At 71.6% G+C, this 19,869-nt stretch carries 18 protein-coding genes; 8 read left to right on the top strand and 10 right to left on the bottom strand.

Annotated features, from left to right (window positions below; translation table 11 throughout):
* Positions 1 to 13: 13 nt before the first annotated feature.
* Positions 14 to 508 carry a signal peptidase I gene (locus tag AC6JBM_RS48565; RefSeq protein ID WP_497980355.1) on the bottom strand — a complete coding sequence of 165 codons (495 nt, stop codon included), beginning with the start codon at positions 506 to 508 and terminating at the stop codon, positions 14 to 16.
* 383 nt (positions 509 to 891) lie between these two features.
* Between AC6JBM_RS48565 and AC6JBM_RS48570 the strand changes: the two genes are divergently transcribed.
* Complete coding sequence (locus AC6JBM_RS48570) at positions 892 to 1,149, top strand: WhiB family transcriptional regulator (RefSeq protein ID WP_033364663.1); 258 nt, start codon at positions 892 to 894, stop codon at positions 1,147 to 1,149.
* An 88-nt stretch (positions 1,150 to 1,237) separates the two neighbouring features.
* Here AC6JBM_RS48570 and AC6JBM_RS48575 read toward each other — a convergent pair whose 3' ends face one another.
* Complete coding sequence (locus AC6JBM_RS48575; RefSeq protein WP_350612062.1) at positions 1,238 to 1,591, bottom strand: DUF3499 domain-containing protein; 354 nt, start codon at positions 1,589 to 1,591, stop codon at positions 1,238 to 1,240.
* A gap of 164 nt (positions 1,592 to 1,755) precedes the next feature.
* Here AC6JBM_RS48575 and AC6JBM_RS48580 point away from each other — a divergent pair, with 164 nt between their 5' ends.
* Entirely contained in the window at positions 1,756 to 2,205 is a 450-nt protein-coding gene (locus AC6JBM_RS48580; protein WP_350612063.1) for a metallopeptidase family protein, read from the top strand.
* Positions 2,206 to 2,253: 48 nt separating this feature from the next.
* Here AC6JBM_RS48580 and AC6JBM_RS48585 read toward each other — a convergent pair whose 3' ends face one another.
* From AC6JBM_RS48585 to AC6JBM_RS48610, 6 genes are all read right to left on the bottom strand, one after another.
* Positions 2,254 to 2,706 (bottom strand): hypothetical protein, encoded by a 453-nt coding sequence (locus AC6JBM_RS48585; protein ID WP_497980356.1) that lies wholly within the window; start codon positions 2,704 to 2,706, stop codon positions 2,254 to 2,256.
* Between the two features lie 17 nt (positions 2,707 to 2,723).
* On the bottom strand, positions 2,724 to 7,460 hold the full coding sequence (locus tag AC6JBM_RS48590; protein WP_497980357.1) for a hypothetical protein: 4,737 nt from the start codon (positions 7,458 to 7,460) through the stop codon (positions 2,724 to 2,726).
* A gap of 80 nt (positions 7,461 to 7,540) precedes the next feature.
* Entirely contained in the window at positions 7,541 to 8,890 is a 1,350-nt protein-coding gene (locus AC6JBM_RS48595) for an NAD(P)/FAD-dependent oxidoreductase (protein ID WP_497980358.1), read from the bottom strand.
* Positions 8,887 to 9,477, bottom strand: a complete 591-nt coding sequence (locus tag AC6JBM_RS48600; protein ID WP_497980359.1) for a pyridoxamine 5'-phosphate oxidase family protein — start codon at positions 9,475 to 9,477, stop codon at positions 8,887 to 8,889. The genes AC6JBM_RS48595 and AC6JBM_RS48600 overlap by 4 nt, the downstream gene beginning before the upstream one ends.
* Entirely contained in the window at positions 9,462 to 10,844 is a 1,383-nt protein-coding gene (locus tag AC6JBM_RS48605) for an aspartate aminotransferase family protein (protein ID WP_497980360.1), read from the bottom strand. The genes AC6JBM_RS48600 and AC6JBM_RS48605 overlap by 16 nt, the downstream gene beginning before the upstream one ends.
* Entirely contained in the window at positions 10,841 to 11,341 is a 501-nt protein-coding gene (locus AC6JBM_RS48610; RefSeq protein WP_350612068.1) for an Lrp/AsnC family transcriptional regulator, read from the bottom strand. The genes AC6JBM_RS48605 and AC6JBM_RS48610 overlap by 4 nt, the downstream gene beginning before the upstream one ends.
* A gap of 247 nt (positions 11,342 to 11,588) precedes the next feature.
* Here AC6JBM_RS48610 and AC6JBM_RS48615 point away from each other — a divergent pair, with 247 nt between their 5' ends.
* The 6 genes from AC6JBM_RS48615 to speB all read left to right on the top strand — a co-directional run bounded on the left by AC6JBM_RS48615 (position 11,589) and on the right by speB (position 17,933).
* Positions 11,589 to 12,785, top strand: a complete 1,197-nt coding sequence (locus AC6JBM_RS48615; RefSeq protein WP_497980361.1) for a polyamine ABC transporter substrate-binding protein — start codon at positions 11,589 to 11,591, stop codon at positions 12,783 to 12,785.
* A gap of 3 nt (positions 12,786 to 12,788) precedes the next feature.
* Positions 12,789 to 13,925, top strand: a complete 1,137-nt coding sequence (locus AC6JBM_RS48620) for an ABC transporter ATP-binding protein (RefSeq protein ID WP_497980362.1) — start codon at positions 12,789 to 12,791, stop codon at positions 13,923 to 13,925.
* Positions 13,926 to 14,010: 85 nt separating this feature from the next.
* The gene (locus AC6JBM_RS48625; RefSeq protein ID WP_497980363.1) at positions 14,011 to 14,919 is read left to right on the top strand and encodes an ABC transporter permease; all 909 of its coding nucleotides are present in this window, start codon (positions 14,011 to 14,013) and stop codon (positions 14,917 to 14,919) included.
* Positions 14,919 to 15,722, top strand: a complete 804-nt coding sequence (locus AC6JBM_RS48630; RefSeq protein ID WP_350612072.1) for an ABC transporter permease — start codon at positions 14,919 to 14,921, stop codon at positions 15,720 to 15,722. Before AC6JBM_RS48625 ends, AC6JBM_RS48630 begins: the two co-directional genes overlap by 1 nt.
* A gap of 6 nt (positions 15,723 to 15,728) precedes the next feature.
* Positions 15,729 to 16,934, top strand: a complete 1,206-nt coding sequence (locus AC6JBM_RS48635) for a saccharopine dehydrogenase family protein (protein ID WP_497980364.1) — start codon at positions 15,729 to 15,731, stop codon at positions 16,932 to 16,934.
* A gap of 18 nt (positions 16,935 to 16,952) precedes the next feature.
* On the top strand, positions 16,953 to 17,933 hold the full coding sequence (gene speB / locus AC6JBM_RS48640; protein ID WP_497980365.1) for an agmatinase: 981 nt from the start codon (positions 16,953 to 16,955) through the stop codon (positions 17,931 to 17,933).
* A gap of 34 nt (positions 17,934 to 17,967) precedes the next feature.
* Here speB and AC6JBM_RS48645 read toward each other — a convergent pair whose 3' ends face one another.
* Together AC6JBM_RS48645 and adh are read right to left on the bottom strand one after the other, a co-directional pair.
* The gene (locus AC6JBM_RS48645; protein ID WP_497980366.1) at positions 17,968 to 18,336 is read right to left on the bottom strand and encodes a DUF779 domain-containing protein; all 369 of its coding nucleotides are present in this window, start codon (positions 18,334 to 18,336) and stop codon (positions 17,968 to 17,970) included.
* A 2-nt stretch (positions 18,337 to 18,338) separates the two neighbouring features.
* Positions 18,339 to 19,862 carry an aldehyde dehydrogenase gene (gene adh, locus AC6JBM_RS48650; protein ID WP_350612076.1) on the bottom strand — a complete coding sequence of 508 codons (1,524 nt, stop codon included), beginning with the start codon at positions 19,860 to 19,862 and terminating at the stop codon, positions 18,339 to 18,341.
* Between the last annotated feature and the right edge of the window lie 7 nt (positions 19,863 to 19,869).

Here is a 19,869-nt window from a genome sequence, read left to right on the forward strand (position 1 = left end):
TCCGGGACGGGGCCTAGCTCACGGTCGTCGGGACCATCGCCACGCCGGCCACGAGGGCGCCCAGCAGGATGAGGGCGAAGATGCGCCGGCCGGGGATGAGCAGGGCGAGCACGAGCGCGCCCAGCGCGATCTTCACGGGGTGGGTCCGGACCTGCTCGACCGGCCACCCCACGTGGGGCAAGATCAGCCGCACCGGCCCCACCACGCGCTTGCGGTCGACCGCGCGCGGGTCCGCCTGTGCGTTCGCGTCGCCCTTGACCGTCAGCGCGCCGTCCGCCGCCTGTGCCACGACCCGGTGCGTGACCGGGCCCCGGAGATCGTTGTACGTGACGATCTCGTACTGCGCGACGGACTGCGCGTGCGGGTCGACGAAGATGAGGTCGCCCGCGTGTATCGAGGGCGCCATGGACTCGGACATCACGACGTAGGGCTTCCACCCCAGGCCGGCGACGCCGACGGTGAACATGATCACGGAGACGGCGGCGCCCAGGAGCACTCGGTGGATCATGGGCGGGCCGTGAGGTCGGGTCTCAGCTTTTGCCGCACATCGGCGCAGTTCGGCCAGGTCACGCGCGGCTTGAGCAAACTTTCCAGAACTCTTCCGGCGCGTCCGGCGTGTCGCCCGTTACCTCCGGTGGGGCTTCGTCGGTATGGGTACGGCACGGGGTGCAGGCGATCGCCCGAGCGGGCCTATTTAGCAGGTTCGGCTTGACGACGCACGCATTACACGCGTGTAATTTCACGGGGGATGTTCGCCGGATGGGTTCCGACAACCTGTCAAGCGGACATAAGGAACACCGCGCCGAGGTACAGCAACCTTGTAGGACATGCGCCTTCCGCGTGGGGGGTTGCGCCGGCATTGACGCCGGTGCGCAAGAAGGAGGCACGCTGATGGACGGCCGACCAGTCGTGGCCGACCTGCTGGGTAACGCTCCGGAGTGGCAAGAGCGCGCTCTGTGTTCGCAGACCGACCCGGAGGCTTTCTTCCCGGAGAAGGGCGGGTCGACGCGCGAGGCCAAGCGCATCTGCTCGCGCTGCGAGGTGCGGGCGGACTGCCTGGAGTACGCGCTCGGGCACGACGAGCGCTTCGGGATTTGGGGTGGGCTCTCGGAACGCGAGCGTCGCAAGCTCAAACGACGGGCTGCTTAGCGGATCGGATTTTCGAATTCGGGCGCCGATCTCCTTTTGGGGGTCGGCGCCCATTTTCTTGGAATTGTTATGCGGTCGGAGGAATAATCTACGCGTCGGGGGGAATGACGCGCAGATGCCCGCGCCGGCCGAGTGGATGCTGCTGATCGGGCTCCTCGCGGTTGGGTGCCGGCCGGGCCGCCTCGCGCACCGCCTCCGCGAGCGCCACGAGGTCGTCGTTGGTCGGCGGCGGGGGACCGTACTCGCCCTCGTGCCGCACCAGGTCCCATCCCCGCGGCGCGGTCAGCCCGCGGGCGTGCGACTCGCACAGGTCGTAGGAGTGCGGCTCGGCGAACGCGGCCAGCGGACCGACAACTGCGGTCGATTCGGCATAAACGTACGTCAACGTCGCAACGGGAGATCGGGGGCAACCGTTGCGCGAGCATCGACGTGGGGTCCTCACGGCCAGACGGTATCGCTCGAAGGCCGCCGCGTCGTCCCCTAAGGCCCGCGACACGCCGACGTGACCACGGCGACACGCCCGCACGGGCGACCGTCGCAAGAGCCCGGCGACCCGCGGCGGCCGCACCGAGCCCGGGGCGGGCACCTGGCGCTACGCTGAACATCGTGGCGAGCCCAGACCGACGACGCAGTGGACCGGGCCGGCGCGGTCGCGACCGGCACGGCCGGGGGCTGCGCGGCCGCCTGGTCCCCGCGTCGCTGCCGATGTCCCGCACGCGCGCCGAGATGTTCGACGATCTCGTCCTGGACTCGGTCGAGCAGCTGGAGCAGCGCTTCTCCCAGGAGCTGGCCGGGGTCGAGTTCGCCGTCGAGGACGTGCCCCCGGAGCTCAACGTCTACGACTCCGACGTGCTCGAGGACGGCGAGGTCCCGCTGGCCCGCCTGCTGCCCGGTCGCCCGGGCCGGCACGGGGTCCCGCCGCGCATCGTCCTCTACCGCCGCCCGCTCGAGTTCCGCGCCGCCGACCACGACGACCTGGCCGACCTCGTGCACGACGTGATCATCGAGCAGGTCGCCAACCTGCTGGGCGTGTCGCCCGACGAACTCGAGGGCTGAGCGCTCCCCGCACGGCTCCACTGTGGACCCGTCGAGCAGGCCCGCGCCTCAGAGCTCGTCGATCCGCACGCCCAGCACGTCTTTACCCCGCTCGACCTGCTGGTCGACCCGCAGCGAGCGGTCGCCCCGGATGCGGCCCACCTCGGCCCCGACCACGCGCTCGGCCTCGACCACCCGCTGGATGACGTGGACGGTGGCGCCCGCCCGCTTCGCCGCGGCGATGGACTCCGCGACCTGGTCGGCCAGGTCCGGGTCGGCGGCCAGCCGGGCGGCGAGCACGCGGACGAAGGCCTCCTGCTCGGCCTCCGGCGCCCGCTCGAACCGGGCCATCGCGTCGGCCGCCGCCGGGTCCGGAGTCAGCGCGCTCCGCAGCCGCCGGTAGAGCCGCTGGGTCGCCTCCCAGACCGCCTGCCCGGCCGCCCCGGCGTACTCCTCGGCGGCCTTGCGCACGTAGGGCGCCAGCAGCGTGACGGCTCCGGTGGCGATGATCGCGATGTCCATGGGGTCTCCCAGTCGGGCTAGCCGGAGTAGGTCCACCATTCGTGGCGCCGCAGCCGGGCGAAGATGACCGGCAGCAGACGCTGGAGCTTGGAGTAGTCGTCCTGCGTGCGGGTCACCTCGGCGATGACCTTGCGCAGGGCCTCGTCCAGGGCCGCGCGCCCGTTCTGCCGGGCGATCGCCGCGTGGATCACCTGGGCGTTGGCCGCGTCGATGGCGAAGTCGAGCCGGCGCGCGTCGTCGGCCGGCGTCGCGGCCAGCGCCTCGTCGTAGGCCGCGATCGCCCGGCCGAGGTCGGCGACGCGCAGCGCCTCGTCGGAGCGGCTGTCGGCCCGCGCGGCGTAGGCGTCGCCGAGCAGGTTCGCCGCGTTGATCCACAGCGGGTCGTTGTCCGCGCGCCGCCGGTCGCGGATCTCGGTCTGCGCCCGGATCCACACGTCGAGCTGCTCGTCGGACGGCGCCGGCAGCTCGCGAACGGTGTCGGCGACGTCGACCGCGTAGGTGACCCGGTGCTCGTCGTCCGGGGCCGCCGCCCGCCACGCCTCGAGGTAGGCGGCGAGCGCGGCCGCGACGTCCACGGCGGCGGTCTCGTCGTCCGGCCGCCGGCGGCCCCGCAGGGCGTAGGCGTCGCCGAGCAGGTTCGCCGAGGACTCCCACCCCGGCTCGCCGGCCGCGCGGCGCAGGTCCAGGATCTCCAGCTGCACCTCGACCCACCGGTCGACCAGCGCGTCGGACGGCACCGGCAGCTCGCGGATGGTGTCGGCCAGCATGATCGCGTAGTCCCGGCGGCGGTCGGGGTCGTCGGCGGCCACCGCCCTCAGCGCCTCGTCGTAGGCCTCGATCGCCCGGAGGAGGTCCGCGACGCGGGCGTCGTCGTCCGGCGCGGCCCCGGCCCGGGCCGTGTAGGCGTCGCCGAGGAGGCTCGCCGACTGGTGCCAGTCCTCGTCGCCGTCCGCGAGGCGCAGGTCGCGGATCTCCGTCTGCGCGCGGATCCACAGGTCGAGCTGCCCCGGCGACGGCTCCGGCAGCTCGCGCAGCGCCCGGGCGGCGTCGATGGCGTAGGTGAGCCGGCGGGGATCGTCCGGGAGCGCGCCCTGCCAGGCCTGGAGATAGGCGCCGAGCGCGGCGTCGCGGTCGGCCGCGCGGGCGTCGTCGTCGGGCGCGGCCTCGGCCCGGGCCGTGTAGGCGTCGCCGAGGATGTTCGCCGACTGGGGCCACAGCGGATCGCCGGTCGCGACGCGCAGGTCGTGCAGCTCCCGCTGGACGGCGACCCAGAGATCCAGCTCCCCGGGTGTGCGGTCCGGCATCGTCAGCAGGGCATTGGCCAGGGCGACCCCGGCGTCGGCCCGGTGCTCGGGCTCGTCCGCGGTCGCGGTCCAGGCCGGCCGGGCGGCCTCGAGCGCCGCCGCGAGGTCGTCGGCGTCGGGCGGCTCGGAGCGGGCGGTCGCCCGGTCCAGGTAGGCGCCGCTGAGCAGCGCCGCGGCGAGCGGCCACTGCGGATCGCCGTCGCGGTGCCGGGCGTCGCGGATCTCGATCTGGGCCGCGATCCGCAGGTCCAGGTGCTCCGCCGACGGCTCGTCCAGCCGGCGGATGGCGTTGGAGACGTCGATGGCGAAGTCGACGTGTTCGTCCTCGTCCTCGACCCTGCCCTCGTCCTGCGCCGTCGCCCGCCAGGCCTCCACGTAGGCGTCGACGGCGGCCTCGAGGTCGGCGGTGCGGCCGGGGTCGTCGTCGGGCCGGGTGCCGGCGCGGGCGCCGAGGGCGTCGCCGAGCAGGCCGGCCGCGCGCGGCCACGAGGCGTTGCCCGCCGCGCGGGAGAGGTCCCGGACCTCGGTCTGCGCGCTGATCAGCAGGTCGAGCTGCGCGGCCGAGGGCTGGGCGACCGCGTGGAGCGCGTCGGCCAGGTCGGCGGCGTAGGTGAGGCGCAGGGAGTCGTCGGCGGGCGACGCCTCCCAGGTCCGCAGGTAGGAGGCGCGGGCGGCGTCGAGGTCGGCGGCCCGGGCCGGGTCGTCCTCGGGCCGGTGCCCGGCCCGCTCGCCGTAGGCGTCGCCGAGCAGGCTCTCCGCCAGCACCCACCCGGGGTCGCCGGCCGCGTGCTTGCGGTCGCGGATCTCGGTCTGCGCCTCGATCAGCAGCTCGACCTGCTCGGCCGAGCGGTCCGGCAGCTCCCGGAGGGCGTCGGCCAGGTCGGCGGTGAACATGAGGCGGTTCTCGTCGTCGCCGGGCGCCCCCGACCACGCCTGCTGGTAGGCGTCGAGCGCGGCGCCGAGGTCGAACGCGCGGGCGACCGCGAGATCGTCCGGCCAGGTGGCGGCCCGGGCCCGGTAGGCGTCGCCGAGCAGGTTGGCCGAGTTGCGCCAGGCCGGCTCGCCGGCCGCGCGGCGCCGGTCCCGGACCTCGGCCTGGGCCCGGATCAGCAGGTCGCGCTGGTCGGGGGAGGGGGACGGCAGCCGGCGCAGGATGTCGGCGACGCCGATGGCGAAGACCAGGCGGAGGTCGTCGTCCTCGGGGGCCATCGTCCAGGGCGGGAGATAGGCGGCGAGCGCGGCTTCGAGGTCCGCGGCGCGGGCGTCGTCGTCCTCGGTGGCGTCGGCGCGGGCGAGGTACGCGTCGCCGAGCAGGTTCAGCGACAGCAGCCAGGCGGGGTCGTCGCCCGCCCGGCGCAGCTCCTGGATCTCGGTCTGGGCCTGGACCAGCAGGTCGAGGTGCTCCGGCGCCGGATCGGCCAGGTCGCGCACGGTGTTCGCCACGTTGATCGCGCCGTCGACCAGGTTGGGGTCGTCGGGCCGCATCAGCCGCCACGCGGCCACGAAGGCGGCGACGGCCGCGATGAGGTCGTCCCGGCCCGCGGCCCGGTCCCGGCGCACCGTACCGATGCACACGTACGCGACCCGATGGATCTCCGAAGGCCGGGCGGGGTCGGCGGCGATGGCCTCGAGCCGGTTCAGCAGCTCGGGGATCTGGCCGGGCCGGACCGTCCCGGCGAGGGCGATCGCCGCCGCCTCCAGGCTGTCCGGGTTCGGCCAGCCCGAGTCCGGGGACAGCAGGTCGACCACGCAGCTCGGGGCCAGCGCGACCTCGAGCCGCCCGGAGTCGCTGACGACGAGGTAGTAGCCGCGCAGCAGGCCGCCCCACATCGCCCGGGACACGCGCGCCTGGTAGTCGGGCAGCCGCTGCTTCAGCCAGTCGGTGCGCTCGTTGCCGGCCAACGCCGCGTGCTCGTCGAGGTCCTGGATGGACAGGGCCGACAGCACCTGCACGCCGATGTACCGGTTCACGGAGTCGGAGTGCATCAGCGCCCGGAACCCGACGGAGAGCGGCAGGGCCAGCCCCGGCAGCCGCAGCCGCGGCACGATCCGGCCCGCCTGCTCGATCGTCTCGAGCATCGGCCCGGCCCGCTCCAGCCAGCGGGGCTCGGCGAGGATCCGCTCGACCTCGCGCTCGTGCCGCTCCGCGTCCGGGTGGAAGGGGTCGAGCACGAACAGCGAGAACCAGTGGCCCAGCACCCACGAGGCCGCGTAGTCCTCGGTGACCGGGCCCCAGTTGGCGCTCGTGCCGAGCCGGGTCAGCCCGATGGCGAGGCGCAGGTGCTCGGCCGCCTCGGAGATGCCGGCGATGTTCCCGGCGAGCAGCCAGCGGCCGAAGTCCGGGTGGAAGAGCCGGATCCGCCGCCGCGGGTCGGGTTCCACGAACGGATGGCAGACCTCGATGAGCGAGTCGAGGTCGGCGTCGTCGAGCCCGGTGACCCAGCGCAGCTCGGTCGGGCCGAGGCCGCCGCTGAACGAGCACGCGACGGCGCCCAGCAGCGGCCGGACCTTCGACTCCCAGGCCGGCCGGCTGACGTGCTGCTGGATGCGCCGGATGCCGTCCTCGTAGAGCCCGGACAGCCCCGCCGAGAGCCGGATCGGCTGGGGCACCCGGCCGGACGCCGCGATCTCGGCCTCCAGCGCGGCCGCGTTGGTCGTGGCCCACAGCCAGTTGCCCTGGGCGCCGCCGACCAGGGCCTCGACCAGGCGCCCACGGTCGTCGCCGGGCACCGCGGCGAAGCGCCGGCCGAGGTACGCCCGCAGCTCCCCGTCGAGGTCCTCGGCGTCGTCGACGAGGTCGAGCGTCACGCTGCGGGCCGGGTCGAGCCAGATGGAGCCGCGGCGCCGGCTGGCGCACAGGAACCGCACGCCGGTGCCCTGGGCGGCGGCGGTCAGCGTGTTCAGGACCCGGAGGAACTCCTCGGCCCCCTCGTCCTCGGCCTGGTCCAGCGCGTCGATCAGGATCAGGGCCGGCTCGGAAGGCGGGGTGGCCCGGATGCGCCGTTCGGCCTCGGGCACGAGCCCGCTGAGCGCGGAGAAATTCGTCGCGTTCACGGTGACGGCGACGGCCGCGACGCGCTCGGCGCTGCCGACCTGTTGATTGACGTTTTCGATGACGACGGCGGGCGCGCGAACGCTCAGCACATGATCGTCGCCGGTGCCCGCCTTGAGCCGGTCGATGATCTGCACGAGCAGATGACTCGCGTCGAACGCATTGTCGACCTTGGAATGGCGCAGGACGGTCGCGATGACCCGGCGGTGCTCGCCGGCGGCCTCGAAGCCGGCCCACGCCTGCAGCAGGACGCTCGACTTCCCGCTGCCCGGACGGCCCGTGAGCAGCATGGCCGGGGGTCCGTCGACCCGGTTCAGCCAGCTCTCGATCCGGCCGAGCGCCCAGGAACGCACCGCGAAGCCCCGCGCGATCTCGGCGATCCGGGCCGGCTCAGCCATGTCTGGAATTCTAAGAAAGAATGAGCCGGATGGATTGGGCTGATCGGCTCATTCGGCGGCGCGTGAATGGTGCGGAATGGTCAGTTACCGAGCATTCGGGAGATCAATTCGGCCCGTTTCGCGGGACGCCCGGTGCGGGCCTCGGCGGCGTCGGACGTCGTCATCAGGCGCAGGCTCGCGTTGATGCCCAGCCAGCGCAGGGGCTCCGGCTCCCAGTTCGGGGAGCGGTGGCCGACCCACGGCAGCCGGACCAGCTCGCTTTCGGCGCCGGTGATCAGGTCGGCCAGGGTCCGGCCGGCCAGGTTCGCGGTGCCGACCCCGTCGCCGACGTAGCCGCCGGCCCAGGCCAGCCCCGTCGCCGGGTCCAGGCCGACCGAGGCCATCCAGTCGCGGGCCACGCCCAGCGGGCCGCCCCAGGTGCGGGCGACCGGCACCTCGTCGCCGATGAACGGGAACAGCGTCCGCAGCACGCGGGCCAGGTCGGCGAAGACGCGGGGCTCGTGGTCGAAGGCGGGGTCGATCGCCGAGCCGTAGTGGTAGGGGGCGCCGCGGCCGCCGAAGGCCAGGCGATCGTCGGCGGTGCGCTGGCCGTAGATGATCAGGTGGCGGCCGTCGGCGAACGTCTCGCGGGCGGCCAGCCCCGCCTCCGCCCAGAATGCCGGGGGCAGGGGGTCGGTGGCGATCATGAGGGAGTACAGCGGCGTGATGGCACGGCGGTGGCCAGGCAGGCGCGGCGTGAAGCCCTCCGTCGCCCGCACGACGATCGGCGCGCGGACGCGGCCGTGGGCGGTGGTGGCCACCCTGGGGCCGAGGCGCGTCACCGGGGTCCGCTCGTAGATGCGCACGCCGCGCCGCAGGCACGCCGCGGCCAGGCCGCGCACGAGCTTGGCGGGCTGGATCGCGGCGCAGTGCGGGGTGTAGGTGCCGCCCAGCACGTCGGTCGCGCCCGCGCGCGCCTTCGCCTCCGCGGCCGAGAGCAGGTGCAGCTCGATGCCGTAGCGCGCGGCCTCGGCGACCTCCGCGCGGGCCCGGGCGAGCTGCGCCGGCGAGCGGGCCAGCACGACGGTGCCGCCCTTGGCGTAGTCGCAGTCGATGCCCTCGGCGGCGGCGACCCGGCCGACCTCGTCCACGGCGGACTCCATCGCCGCGTTCAGCGCGAGGGCGGCCTCGCGGCCGAACGCGCGGTCCAGGTAGCCGACCGACTTGGGGAACAGGGCCGAGCACCAGCCGCCGTTGCGGCCGCTCGCCCCGAAGCCGGCGTGCTCGGCCTCCAGCACCGTGATGCGCAGCGAGGGATCGGCCACGGCGAGGTAGTACGCGGTCCACAGGCCCGTGTACCCGGCGCCGACGACGCACACGTCGGCCTCCTCGTCGCCGGCGAGGGGCGGGCGCGGGGGCTGCGGCGGCAGTACCGCCGTCCAGAAGCTCATGGCGCCTCGCCCGGCAAGAACGCACCGAGCTCGGTGCGGATGGGGATCACGCCGGTCGGCGGGGACCAGCCGGCGTCCTCGGGCGAGGTCTCGGGCCAGCCGTCGCTCACCTTCAGCGACCACTCGGCCAGCGGCAGCCGCAGCACGAGCGTCGCCGCGAGCTCCTTGCGGGACGGGGGCCGGATCATGTCCCACCGCCCGGGCGCGAGGTGCTCGCTGATCACCCGCAGCGCCGGCGCCTGATCCTCGACGACCGTGCACGAGCCGAGGACCATGGCGCAGCGGTACCGCATCGACGCCTCGAACGCGCTGCGCGCCAGGATCAGCCCGTCCAGCAGGGTGACCGTGAAGCAGCCCGGGGCGCCGCCCGCCAGCAGGCGGAACAGCCGGCTCCCGCTCGAACCGTGGAACAGCACCGAGTCCCCGTCGCGGCCGTACGCGACCGGAATCGCGTACGGCTGTCCATCGTGGACGAACGCCACGTGGGCGACCATCCCGGCGTCGAGCACGGCGTGCAGCGCGGAACGCTCACGGACCGCCTTGTCGGGCAGCCGGCGAATCCGCGTGCGCTCTACAGGCGGTTCCATGCCTCGGTGAGGACCGCGCGCAGCATCTGCTCCATCTCTGCGAACTGCTCCTCGCCGCAGATCAGCGGCGGCGCGAGCTGGATCACCGGGTCGCCGCGGTCGTCGGCGCGGCAGTACAGCCCCGCCTCGAAGAGCGCCTTGGACAGGAAGCCGCGCAGGAGGGCCTCGGACTCGGCCTCGTTGAAGGTCTCCTTGGTCGTCTTGTCCTTGACCAGCTCGATGCCGAAGAAGTACCCGTCTCCGCGCACGTCGCCGACGATCGGCAGGTCGTGCAGGCGCTCGAGGTAGGACCGGAACAGCGCCGAGTTCGCGCGCACGTGCTCGTTGAGGTTCTCGCGCTCGAAGATGTCGAGGTTGGCCAGCGCTACCGCGGAGGCGACCGGGTGCCCGCCGTAGGTGATGCCGTGCGCGAACCAGTTCCGCCCCTGCAGGAACGGCTCGGCCAGCCGGTCGGACACCAGCATCGCCCCCAGCGGGATGTAGCCGCTGGTAAGGCCCTTCGCGCAGGTGATGATGTCGGGCTGGTAGCCGTAGCGGTCGGCCCCGAAGTACTCGCCGAGCCGCCCGAACGCGCAGATCACCTCGTCGGAGACGAGCAGCACGTCGTACCGGTCGCAGATCTCGCGGACCCGCTGGAAGTACCCGGGCGGGGGCGGGAAGCAGCCGCCCGCGTTCTGCACGGGCTCCAGGTAGACCGCGGCGACCGTGTCGGGCCCCTCGAACTCGATCATCTCGGCGATGCGGTCCGCGGCCCAGACGCCGAACTGCTCGGGCGTCATCGACTGGTCGGGCCGGCGGTAGTAGTTGGTGTTGGGCACCCGGAAGGCGCCCGGCACCAGCGGCTCGAAGTCCTGCCGGAACGCCGGGACGCCGGTGATCGACAGCGCGCCCATCGAGGTGCCGTGGTAGGCGACGTACCGCGAGAGCACCTTCGTCTTCAGCGGCTTGCCGACCTTGCGGAAATAGGAGCGGGCGAGCTTCCAGGCGCTCTCGACCGCCTCGGAGCCGCCGGTGGTGAAGAACACCCGGTTCAGGTCGCCCGGGGCCAGGCTGGTGAGCCGCTCGGCCAGCTCGATCGCCTTGGGGTGCGCGTAGGACCACAGCGGGAAGTACGCCAGCTCGGATGCCTGCTTGGCGGCGGCCTCGGCGAGCTCGTGGCGGCCGTGTCCGGTCTGCACCACGAAGAGCGCGGAGAGGCCGTCGAGGTAGCGGCGGCCGTGGCTGTCGTAGATGTAGGCGCCGTCGCCCCGCACGATGACCGGCACCGGGTTCTCGGCGTAGTCCGACAGGCGGGTGAAGTGCATCCACAGGTGATCGCGCGCCGCGTTGTCCAGCGCGGCGGCGTCGGGTTGCTGGTCGGTGGTCATCGGGTCCCCCACGCATAGGTTTGCTTGGCGAGCTTGAGGTAGACGAAGGTCTCCGTCGCGGTGACGCCGGGGATGCTCCGCACCGTGTCGTTGATGAGGTCGAGGAGATGCTCGTCGTCGGTGCAGACCAGCTCGACGAGCAGGTCGTAGCCGCCGGCGCAGATCACCACGTAGTCGATCTCCGGGACCCCCGCGAGCGCCTTGGCGACCGGGCGGAGATCCCCTTCGACCTTGACCCCGATCATCACCTGGCGGGCGAAGCCGAGCGTGAGGGGATCGGTGACGGCCACGATCTGCATGACGCCGGTGTCCAGCAGGCGTTGCACCCGCTGGCGCACGGCCGCCTCCGACAGCCCCACGACCTTCGCCAGGGCGGCGTAGGACATGCGGCCGTCGCGCTGCAGCTGCTCGATGATGCGCTTGTTCACGTCGTCGAGGGCGGGCTCGGTCACCTGTGGATTCTGACCCAGGATGCGGGCTTTGGCAACTGATTCCATGGCTGGTCAACGATCAATCTACGGAATCGTTAGGGTTGCCGACGGCCCGGAAAACGTTGCAGACTGTCCTCCCCGCGTTTCGGCGAGATGACGATCGTGACCGCACGTTGACTTCATAGCGTTTTTCGTTGTGCGGCCCGATCGTGACAACGGAATCCCTTGTGAGTGATGGCACCCCGTGTCAGGATCAGTCGTCGGTCACCACCCCCAGTTCGGGTGATCGATATCGAGATCCGTAGGAGCCCCTGTGCGAAACCAAGCCGCCGGCCTCTCGCGCCGGACCCTGATTCGCAGTCTGCTGGCCAGCGGTGCCATCGTCGCGTCCGGCGGGACGCTGGCGGCGTGCGGCACGAAGCCCGCGAAGAAGAACGACGCGGAGAAGGCCGCCTGCATCGGCACCGACGCCTCGGCGACCGAGAAGAAGCTCAACTGGTCCAACTGGCCGCTCTACATCGATGTCGATGCCAACGACGACAAGAAGCGCCCGTCGCTGGACGCGTTCACGGCCAAGACCGGGATCGCGGTCAACTACACCGAGGACGTCAACGACAACAACGAGTTCTTCGGCAAGGTGCGCAACCAGCTCCAGGCGTGCCAGTCGATCGACCGCGACGTCATGGTGCTCACCGACTGGATGGCCTCGCGGGTGGTCAACCTGGGCTGGGTGCAGCCCTTCGACCCGGCGAAGACCCCCAACTTCACCGCGAACGTGATCAAGACGCTGCGCAACCGGCCGTGGGACAAGGACATGAAGTACGCCGCCCCGTGGCAGTCCGGCCTCACCGGCATCGCCTACAACGGCGCGGTGACCAAGGAGGTCCGCACCATCGACGAGCTGCTGACCCGCCCGGACCTCAAGGGCAAGGTCGCCGTGCTCACCGAGATGCGCGACACCGTCGGCCTGCTGCTGCTGTCGATGGGCAAGGACCCGGCGACGGTCAGCGACGCCGACTTCGACGCCGCGATCGAGAAGCTCAAGAAGGCCGTCGACTCCGGCCAGATCCGCAAGTTCACCGGCAACGACTACAAGGAGGACCTCGCCAAGGGCGACCTCGCGGCGTGCATCGCGTGGTCCGGCGACGTCATCCAGCTCGCCGCCGAGGAGGGCTCGAAGGTCGCGTTCGTCACGCCGGAGGAGGGTCTGATCATCTGGTCGGACAACATGCTGATCCCGGCCCCGGCGACCCACAGGGCCAACGCCGAGCAGCTCATCGACTACTACTACGACCCCGCGGTGGCCGCCCAGGTGGCCGCGACGGTCAACTACATCTGCCCGGTCCAGGGCGCGCAGGAAGCGATGCAGAAGATCGACCCCGACCTGGCCACCAACCCGCTGATCTTCCCGGACTCGGCGACGCTGGCCAAGACGCACTCGTTCAAGGCGCTCACCGAGGACGAGGACAAGAAGTACGCCGCCAAGTTCGAAGCCGTATCGGGGGCCTGATACATGACCGAGCAGCCCAGCGGCGCCGATCTCCGCCTCACCGGTGTGACGAAGCGGTTCGGCACCTTCACCGCGGTCGACGACCTGACCCTCACCGTTCCCCGGGGTTCGTTCTTCGCGCTGCTGGGCGCGTCCGGCTGCGGCAAGACGACCACCCTGCGGATGATCGCGGGGCTCGAGGAGCCGACCGAGGGCCAGGTCCTGCTCGGCGACTCCGACGTCACTCGGCTGCGGCCCTACAAGCGGCCGGTCAACACGGTGTTCCAGAGCTACGCGCTGTTTCCGCACCTCAACATCGAGGACAACGTCGCCTTCGGCCTGCGCCGGCGCGGCATCCGCAAGTGCACCGACCAGGTGGAGGAGATGCTCCACCTGGTCGACCTCGACGGCTTCGGCAAGCGCCGCCCGGCCCAGCTCTCCGGCGGCCAGCAGCAGCGGGTGGCGCTCGCCCGGGCGCTGATCAACCGGCCCCAGGTGCTGCTGCTCGACGAGCCGCTCGGCGCGCTGGACCTGAAGCTTCGCCGGCAGATGCAGGTCGAGCTCAAGCGCATCCAGACCGAGGTCGGCATCACCTTCGTGCACGTCACGCACGACCAGGAGGAGGCCATGACGATGGCCGACACGGTCGCGGTGATGAACGGCGGGCGCATCGAGCAGCTCGGCGCGCCCGTGGAGATGTACGACTTCCCCGGCACCGCCTTCGTGGCCAATTTCCTGGGCCAGTCCAACCTGCTCGCCGCCGACGTGACCGGACGCTCCGGCGACGACCTGCTGGTCGGGGCCTACGAGGGCCGCTACACGGTCCCGGCCGCGCGCGCCCGCGCCACCGAGGGCACGGTGTGGCTCGGCGTGCGGCCGGAGAAGATGCACCTCAGCACCGGGGAGGTGCCGGCCGGCCACCAGAGCGTCACCGGGCTCGTGACCGACTCCTCCTACATGGGGGTCAGCACGCAGTACCTCGTGCGCGCGCCCTGGGGCGACGAGCTGACCGTCTTCGTGCCCAACTCGGGCGTGGCCGCGCCGCTCGCCGTGGCCAGCGAGGTGACCGTGCACTGGCGGCCCGACCACGCGTTCCTCCTGCCCCGCCCGGCCGGCGAGACCCACGCGCCGGTGGTGGATGCCGAGGAAGTCGCGGCATGAGCGGTACGGAGCGAAGCGGAGTGGCCGCTCATCATGAGCTCAGGTCCTCCTCGTGTCGGCGCCGGAGCGAAGCGGAGTTGTCGGCATGAGCGCTTTGGGGCAGCTCGGGGCCGGTGCTGGCACTGGCGCGCCGGTCAAGCTCGAACAACCCAGGAAGAAGTGGCTGCCGTACCTGCTGCTGCTCCCCGGCGGCCTGTGGCTGATCCTGTTCTTCGCGGTGCCGTGCATCCAGCTCTTCGCGACCAGCCTCTACGACCCGAGCGGGTCGCTGGAGGACGGATACGCGATGACCTGGCAGTTCAGCAACTACTCCGACGCCATCGCCGAATACCTGCCCCAGTTCGGCCGCTCGCTGTGGTACGCGCTGCTGACCACCGCGTTCTCGCTGCTGCTGGGCTACCCGCTGGCCTACGCGATCGCGCTCAAGGCCGGCCGCTGGAAGAACGTGCTGCTCATCTGCGTCATCGCGCCGTTCTTCACCAGCTTCCTGATTCGCACGCTGGCCTGGAAGGTCATCCTGTCCGACAACGGCACGGTCGTGTCGGTGCTCAACGCGCTGCACGTCCCGCTGCCCGACGGCCGGCTGCTGGCCACCACGCCGGCGGTGATCGCGGGGCTGGTCTACAACTTCCTGCCGTTCATGGTGCTGCCGCTCTACGCCAGCCTGGAGAAGCTCGACCCGCGGCTCATCGAGGCGGCCGGCGACCTCTACGCCCGCCCGGTCGCGCGCTTCACGCGGGTCGTGCTGCCGCTGTCGATGCCCGGTGTCGTGGCGGGCACGCTGCTGACGTTCATCCCGGCGGCCGGCGACTACATCAACGCGCAGCTGCTGGGGACCAACCGGCAGTACATGATCGGCAACGTCATCCAGTCCAAGTTCCTCAAGGTCGGCGACTACCCGGCCGCGGCCGCGCTGTCGTTCACCCTGATGGCGGCGATCCTCGTGCTGGTCTTCGTCTACGTCAAGCGCGCCGGAACGGACGAGGTGCTCTGATGCTCCACCGCCTGCGCAGGTTCCTCGCCGATCACTGGGTCCTCGCGATCGGGCTGATCGTCCTGCTGTACCTCTTCGTGCCGATCGCCGTCGTGGCCGCGATGTCGTTCCGGGACGCCCGCGCCAACGCCCCCTACACGCTGGACAACTACAAGTTCACGCTGGATCACTGGAAGCACCCCTTCGGCGTGGCCGGCATCGGCGACGCCTTCTGGCTCAGCATCGGCGTCGCGCTGCTGGCCACCGTCGGCGCGACGGTGCTGGGCACGCTGATGTCCTTCGCCCTGGCCCGGCACAGCTTCCGCGGCCGCGGCGCGACCAACACGCTGATCTTCCTGCCCATGGCGACGCCGGAGATCGTGATGGGCTCGTCGCTGCTGGCGCTCTTCGTCGCCTCGGGCGTGCCGCTGGGCTTCTGGACCGTCGTCATCGCCCACGTGCTGTTCTGCCTGTCGTTCGTGGTCGTCACGGTCAAGGCGCGCCTGGCCGGGCTCGACCCGCGGCTGCAGGAGGCGGCCATGGACCTCTACGCCGACGAGCGCCAGACGTTCCTGCGCGTGACCCTGCCGCTGGTGATGCCCGGCATCGTCGCGGCCGCCCTGCTGTCGTTCTCGCTGTCCTTCGACGACTTCATCGTCACCAACTTCAACTCCGGGACCGTCGTGACGTTCCCGATGTTCGTCTGGGGGGCCTCGCAGCGCGGCATTCCCGCCCAGATCAACGTCATCGGCACCGCGATGTTCCTGATCTCGTTCCTGATCGTCCTGATCGGCCAGTTGCCGCGCCTGCGCCGGAAGGCCTAGGAGCACATGCGATTACTGATCGTCGGCGCCGGTGGCGTCGGCAGCGCCGCGGTGCGCATCGCCGCCCGCCGTCCCTTCTTCGAACACTGCGTCGTGGCCGACTACGACGCCGCCCGGGCCGAGGCCGCGGTGTCCTCGGTGGACGATCCCCGGTTCGCCGCGGCCGTCCTCGACGCCGCCTCCGCCCCCGCGGTCGCGCAGCTGTGCCGGAGCCTGCGCATCACGCACGTGCTCAACGCCGTCGACCCCCGCTTCGTGGTCTCGGTCTTCACCGGCGCCCTCGAGGCCCGCGCGCACTACGTCGACATGGCCATGTCGCTGTCCCAGCCGCACCCGGAGCGGCCCTACGAGAAGGTCGGCGTGCTGCTCGGCGCCGCGCAGTTCGCGGTCGAGGACCAGTGGCAGGCGGCCGACCGGCTGGCGCTCGTAGGCATGGGCGTCGAGCCCGGGCTGTCCGATGTCTTCGCCCGCTACGCCGCCGACGTGCTCTTCGCCGAGGTGCACGACATCGGCATCCGCGACGGCTCGGACCTGGTGGTGGACGGCTACGAGTTCGCCCCCTCGTTCTCGATCTGGACGACGATCGAGGAGTGCCTCAACCCGCCGCTCATCTATGAGAAGAACCGCGGGGTGTACGTCACGAGGCCCTTCTCCGAGCCCGAGATCTTCGACTTCCCGGCCGGCATCGGCCCGATCGAGTGCGTGAACGTGGAGCACGAGGAGGTGCTGCTCATCCCGCGCTGGATCGACGTGCGGCGGGTCACCTTCAAATACGGCCTGGGCGACGAGTTCATCCGGGTGCTCAAGACCATCCACAAGCTCGGGCTCGACTCGACGAGGAAGGTGATGGTCGGCGGCGTCCCGGTCTCCCCGCGCGACGTGGTGGCCGCGGTCCTGCCCGACCCGGCGAAGCTCGGCGAGCGGATGCACGGCCGCACCTGCGCCGGCACCTACGTCACCGGGCTCGGGCGCGACGGGCGGCCGCGGGCCACCTACCTGTACCACGTCGTCGACAACGCGTGGACCATGCGCGAGTACGGCTGTCAGGCCGTCGTGTGGCAGACCGCGGTCAACGCGGTGGTCGGCCTCGAACTGCTCGCGGCCGGCACGTGGACGGGCACGGGCGTGCTCGGCCCCGAGGCCTTCCCGCCGCGACCGTTTCTCGATCTGCTCGCCGAGCACGGGGTGCCGTGGAGTATGCAGGAGCTATGAAGGAGTCATGATCGAGCCATGAACCAGTTCGGTCCGGACTTCACGTTCCTCGGGGTGCCGCGCTGCGACCTGGCCGCGCTGCCCGAGGCCGACGTGGTGATCATCGGCGCGCCCTACGACGGCGGCACCTCCCACCGGCCCGGCACCCGGTTCGGTCCGCAGGCCATCCGCCAGGCCTGCTACCTGCCCCACGACGGCTCCCGGCCCTCGCTCGCCATGCGGGTCGACGCGCTCAAGGATCTGAGGGTCTTCGACGCCGGGGACGTCCACATGTACGCCCCGGACTCCACGACCGCGCTCAAGACGCTGGAGGACGCCGTCTTCGCGGTCGCCGACTCGGGCGCGATCCCGGTCGTGCTCGGGGGCGATCACACCATCGCCTGGCCCGACGCGACCGGCGTGGCCCGCAAGCTCGGCTACGGCCGCGTCTCGATGGTCCACTTCGACGCCCACGCCGACACCGGCGACGTCGAGATGGGCTCGCTGGTCGGCCACGGGCAGCCGATGCGCCGCCTGATCGAGTCCGGTGCCCTGCGCGGCGACCGGTTCCTGCAACTGGGCCTGCGCGGCTACTGGCCCGGCCCGGAGACGCTGGACTGGATGGCCGGTCGGGGCCTGCGCTCCTACGAGATGACCGAGATCGTCGCCCGCGGCCTGGACCAGTGCCTGACGGAGGCCTTCACCATCGCCACCGACGAGTGCGACGGCGTCTTCCTCTCGGTCGACGTCGACGTGGTCGATCCCGGCATGGCCCCGGGGACGGGAACCCCGGAGCCGGGCGGCCTGACCTCCCGGCAGCTGCTGGACGCGGTCCGCCGGTGCTGCTTCGAACTGCCGATCGTCGGCATGGACGTGGTCGAGGTGTCGCCGCCCTACGACCACGCCGAGATCACGGCGTACCTGGCCAACCGCGTGGTCCTGGAGACCCTGTCCGCGATCGCCCGGCGCCGGCGCGGAGACCCGTGGGACCCGCGCCGGCCGCTACTCGAGGGCCGCTGACTACTCGGGGCCGCTGACTACTCGAGGCCGCTGACTACTCGAGGGCCGCTAACTCCTCCGGGGTCAGCAGCCGGGACCTGATCAGGAAGCGGACGCCCTCCGGAGCCTCCAGCGAGAAGCCGGAACCGCGCCCGGGCACCACGTCCACCGTGAGGTGGGTGTGCCGCCAGAGCTCGAACTGCGACTTCGACATCCAGAACGTCACCGGCTCGTCGACGCCGTCCACGGCCAGCGACGCGAGGAGCACGTCGGAGGAGCCGGTGCGGAACTCGCCCTCCGGGTAGCACATCGGCGAGCTGCCGTCGCAGCAGCCGCCGGACTGGTGGAACATCAGGGGTCCATGCGTGCCCCGCAGCGACCGGATCAGGTCGGCCGCCGCGGGGGTCACCGCCACTCGCTGCATCTCTAGAAGAACCCGAGCTTGTTCGGGCTGTAGCTGACGAGCAGGTTCTTGGTCTGCTGGTAGTGCTCGAGCATCATCTTGTGGTTCTCGCGGCCGATGCCGGACTGCTTGTAGCCGCCGAACGCCGCGTGCGCCGGGTAGGCGTGGTAGCAGTTGGTCCAGACCCGGCCGGCCTGGATCGCCCGGCCCGCGCGGTAGGCGGTGTTCGTGTCGCGGGTCCACACGCCGGCACCGAGGCCGTAGAGGGTGTCGTTGGCGATCTTGACGGCGTCGGCGAAGTCGGAGAACGAGGTCACCGAGACCACCGGGCCGAAGATCTCCTCCTGGAAGATGCGCATCGCGTTGTCGCCCTCGAAGACCGTGGGCTGCACGTAGTACCCGCCGGAGAGTTCCCCGCCGAGGTCGGCGCGCTCGCCGCCGATGCGGACCTTCGCGCCCTCCTGCCGGCCGATGTCGAGGTAGGAGAGGATCTTCTCGAGCTGGTCGTTGGAGGCCTGCGCGCCGATCATCGTGTCGGTGTCGAGCGGGTGGCCCTGCTTGATCGCCCGGACGCGCTCGGTCGCGGCGTCCATGAACGTGCCGTAGTGGCCCTGCTGGATGAGCGCGCGGGACGGGCAGGTGCACACCTCACCCTGGTTGAGCGCGAACATCGCGAAGCCCTCGAGCGCCTTGTCGAAGAAGGCGTCGTCGGCGGCGGAGACGTCGTCGAAGAAGATGTTGGGGCTCTTGCCGCCGAGCTCCAGGGTCACCGGCTTGATGTTCTCGCTGGCGTACTGCATGATCAGCCGCCCGGTCGTGGTCTCGCCCGTGAACGCGACCTTGGCGACCCTCGGGCTGCTGGCCAGCGGCTTGCCGGCCTCGACGCCGAAGCCGTTGACGATGTTGACCACGCCCGGCGGGAGCAGGTCGGCGATGAGGCCCATGAGCACGTGGATGGAGGCGGGGGTCTGCTCGGCCGGCTTGAGCACGACCGCGTTGCCGGCGGCGAGCGCGGGGGCGAGCTTCCAGGTGGCCATGAGCAGCGGGAAGTTCCACGGGATGATCTGCGCGACCACGCCCAGGGGCTCGTGGAAGTGGTACGCCACGGTGTCGTCGTCGAGCTCGCCGAGGCTGCCCTCCTGGGCGCGGATGGCGCCGGCGAAGTACCGGAAGTGGTCGACGGCCAGCGGCAGGTCGGCGGCGAGCGTCTCCCGGATCGGCTTGCCGTTCTCCCAGGTCTCGGCGACGGCGAGGGTCTCGAGGTTGGCCTCGATCCGGTCGGCGATCTTGTTGAGGATGTTGGCGCGGTCGGCCACCGAGGTGCGGCCCCACGCGTCGGCCGCGCCGTGCGCGGCGTCGAGGGCGGCTTCCACGTCCTCGGCGGTGCCCCGCGCGATCTCGGTGAAGGCCTGGCCGGTCACCGGGGTCGGGTTCTCGAAGTACTGGCCGCGGGCGGGTTTGACGTAGTCGCCGCCGATCCAGTGGTCGTAGCGGGACTCGAAGTTGACCAGGGATCCGTCCTGGCCCGGGGCTGCGTAGCGGGTCATGCCCCGA

The organism is Dactylosporangium thailandense (genome assembly GCF_059739745.1).

Bases quoted from the DNA above. Each gene is read 5' to 3' on its own strand.
- AC6JBM_RS48565 (WP_497980355.1), bottom strand. From the start codon at position 508: ATGATCCACCGAGTGCTCCTGGGCGCCGCCGTCTCCGTGATCATGTTC.
- AC6JBM_RS48570 (WP_033364663.1), top strand. From the start codon at position 892: ATGGACGGCCGACCAGTCGTGGCCGACCTGCTGGGTAACGCTCCGGAG.
- AC6JBM_RS48585 (WP_497980356.1), bottom strand. From the start codon at position 2,706: ATGGACATCGCGATCATCGCCACCGGAGCCGTCACGCTGCTGGCGCCC.
- AC6JBM_RS48590 (WP_497980357.1), bottom strand. From the start codon at position 7,460: ATGGCTGAGCCGGCCCGGATCGCCGAGATCGCGCGGGGCTTCGCGGTG.
- AC6JBM_RS48595 (WP_497980358.1), bottom strand. From the start codon at position 8,890: ATGAGCTTCTGGACGGCGGTACTGCCGCCGCAGCCCCCGCGCCCGCCC.
- AC6JBM_RS48600 (WP_497980359.1), bottom strand. From the start codon at position 9,477: ATGGAACCGCCTGTAGAGCGCACGCGGATTCGCCGGCTGCCCGACAAG.
- AC6JBM_RS48605 (WP_497980360.1), bottom strand. From the start codon at position 10,844: ATGACCACCGACCAGCAACCCGACGCCGCCGCGCTGGACAACGCGGCG.
- AC6JBM_RS48610 (WP_350612068.1), bottom strand. From the start codon at position 11,341: ATGGAATCAGTTGCCAAAGCCCGCATCCTGGGTCAGAATCCACAGGTG.
- AC6JBM_RS48620 (WP_497980362.1), top strand. From the start codon at position 12,789: ATGACCGAGCAGCCCAGCGGCGCCGATCTCCGCCTCACCGGTGTGACG.
- AC6JBM_RS48625 (WP_497980363.1), top strand. From the start codon at position 14,011: ATGAGCGCTTTGGGGCAGCTCGGGGCCGGTGCTGGCACTGGCGCGCCG.
- AC6JBM_RS48630 (WP_350612072.1), top strand. From the start codon at position 14,919: ATGCTCCACCGCCTGCGCAGGTTCCTCGCCGATCACTGGGTCCTCGCG.
- AC6JBM_RS48635 (WP_497980364.1), top strand. From the start codon at position 15,729: ATGCGATTACTGATCGTCGGCGCCGGTGGCGTCGGCAGCGCCGCGGTG.
- speB (WP_497980365.1), top strand. From the start codon at position 16,953: ATGAACCAGTTCGGTCCGGACTTCACGTTCCTCGGGGTGCCGCGCTGC.
- AC6JBM_RS48645 (WP_497980366.1), bottom strand. From the start codon at position 18,336: ATGCAGCGAGTGGCGGTGACCCCCGCGGCGGCCGACCTGATCCGGTCG.
- adh (WP_350612076.1), bottom strand. From the start codon at position 19,862: ATGACCCGCTACGCAGCCCCGGGCCAGGACGGATCCCTGGTCAACTTC.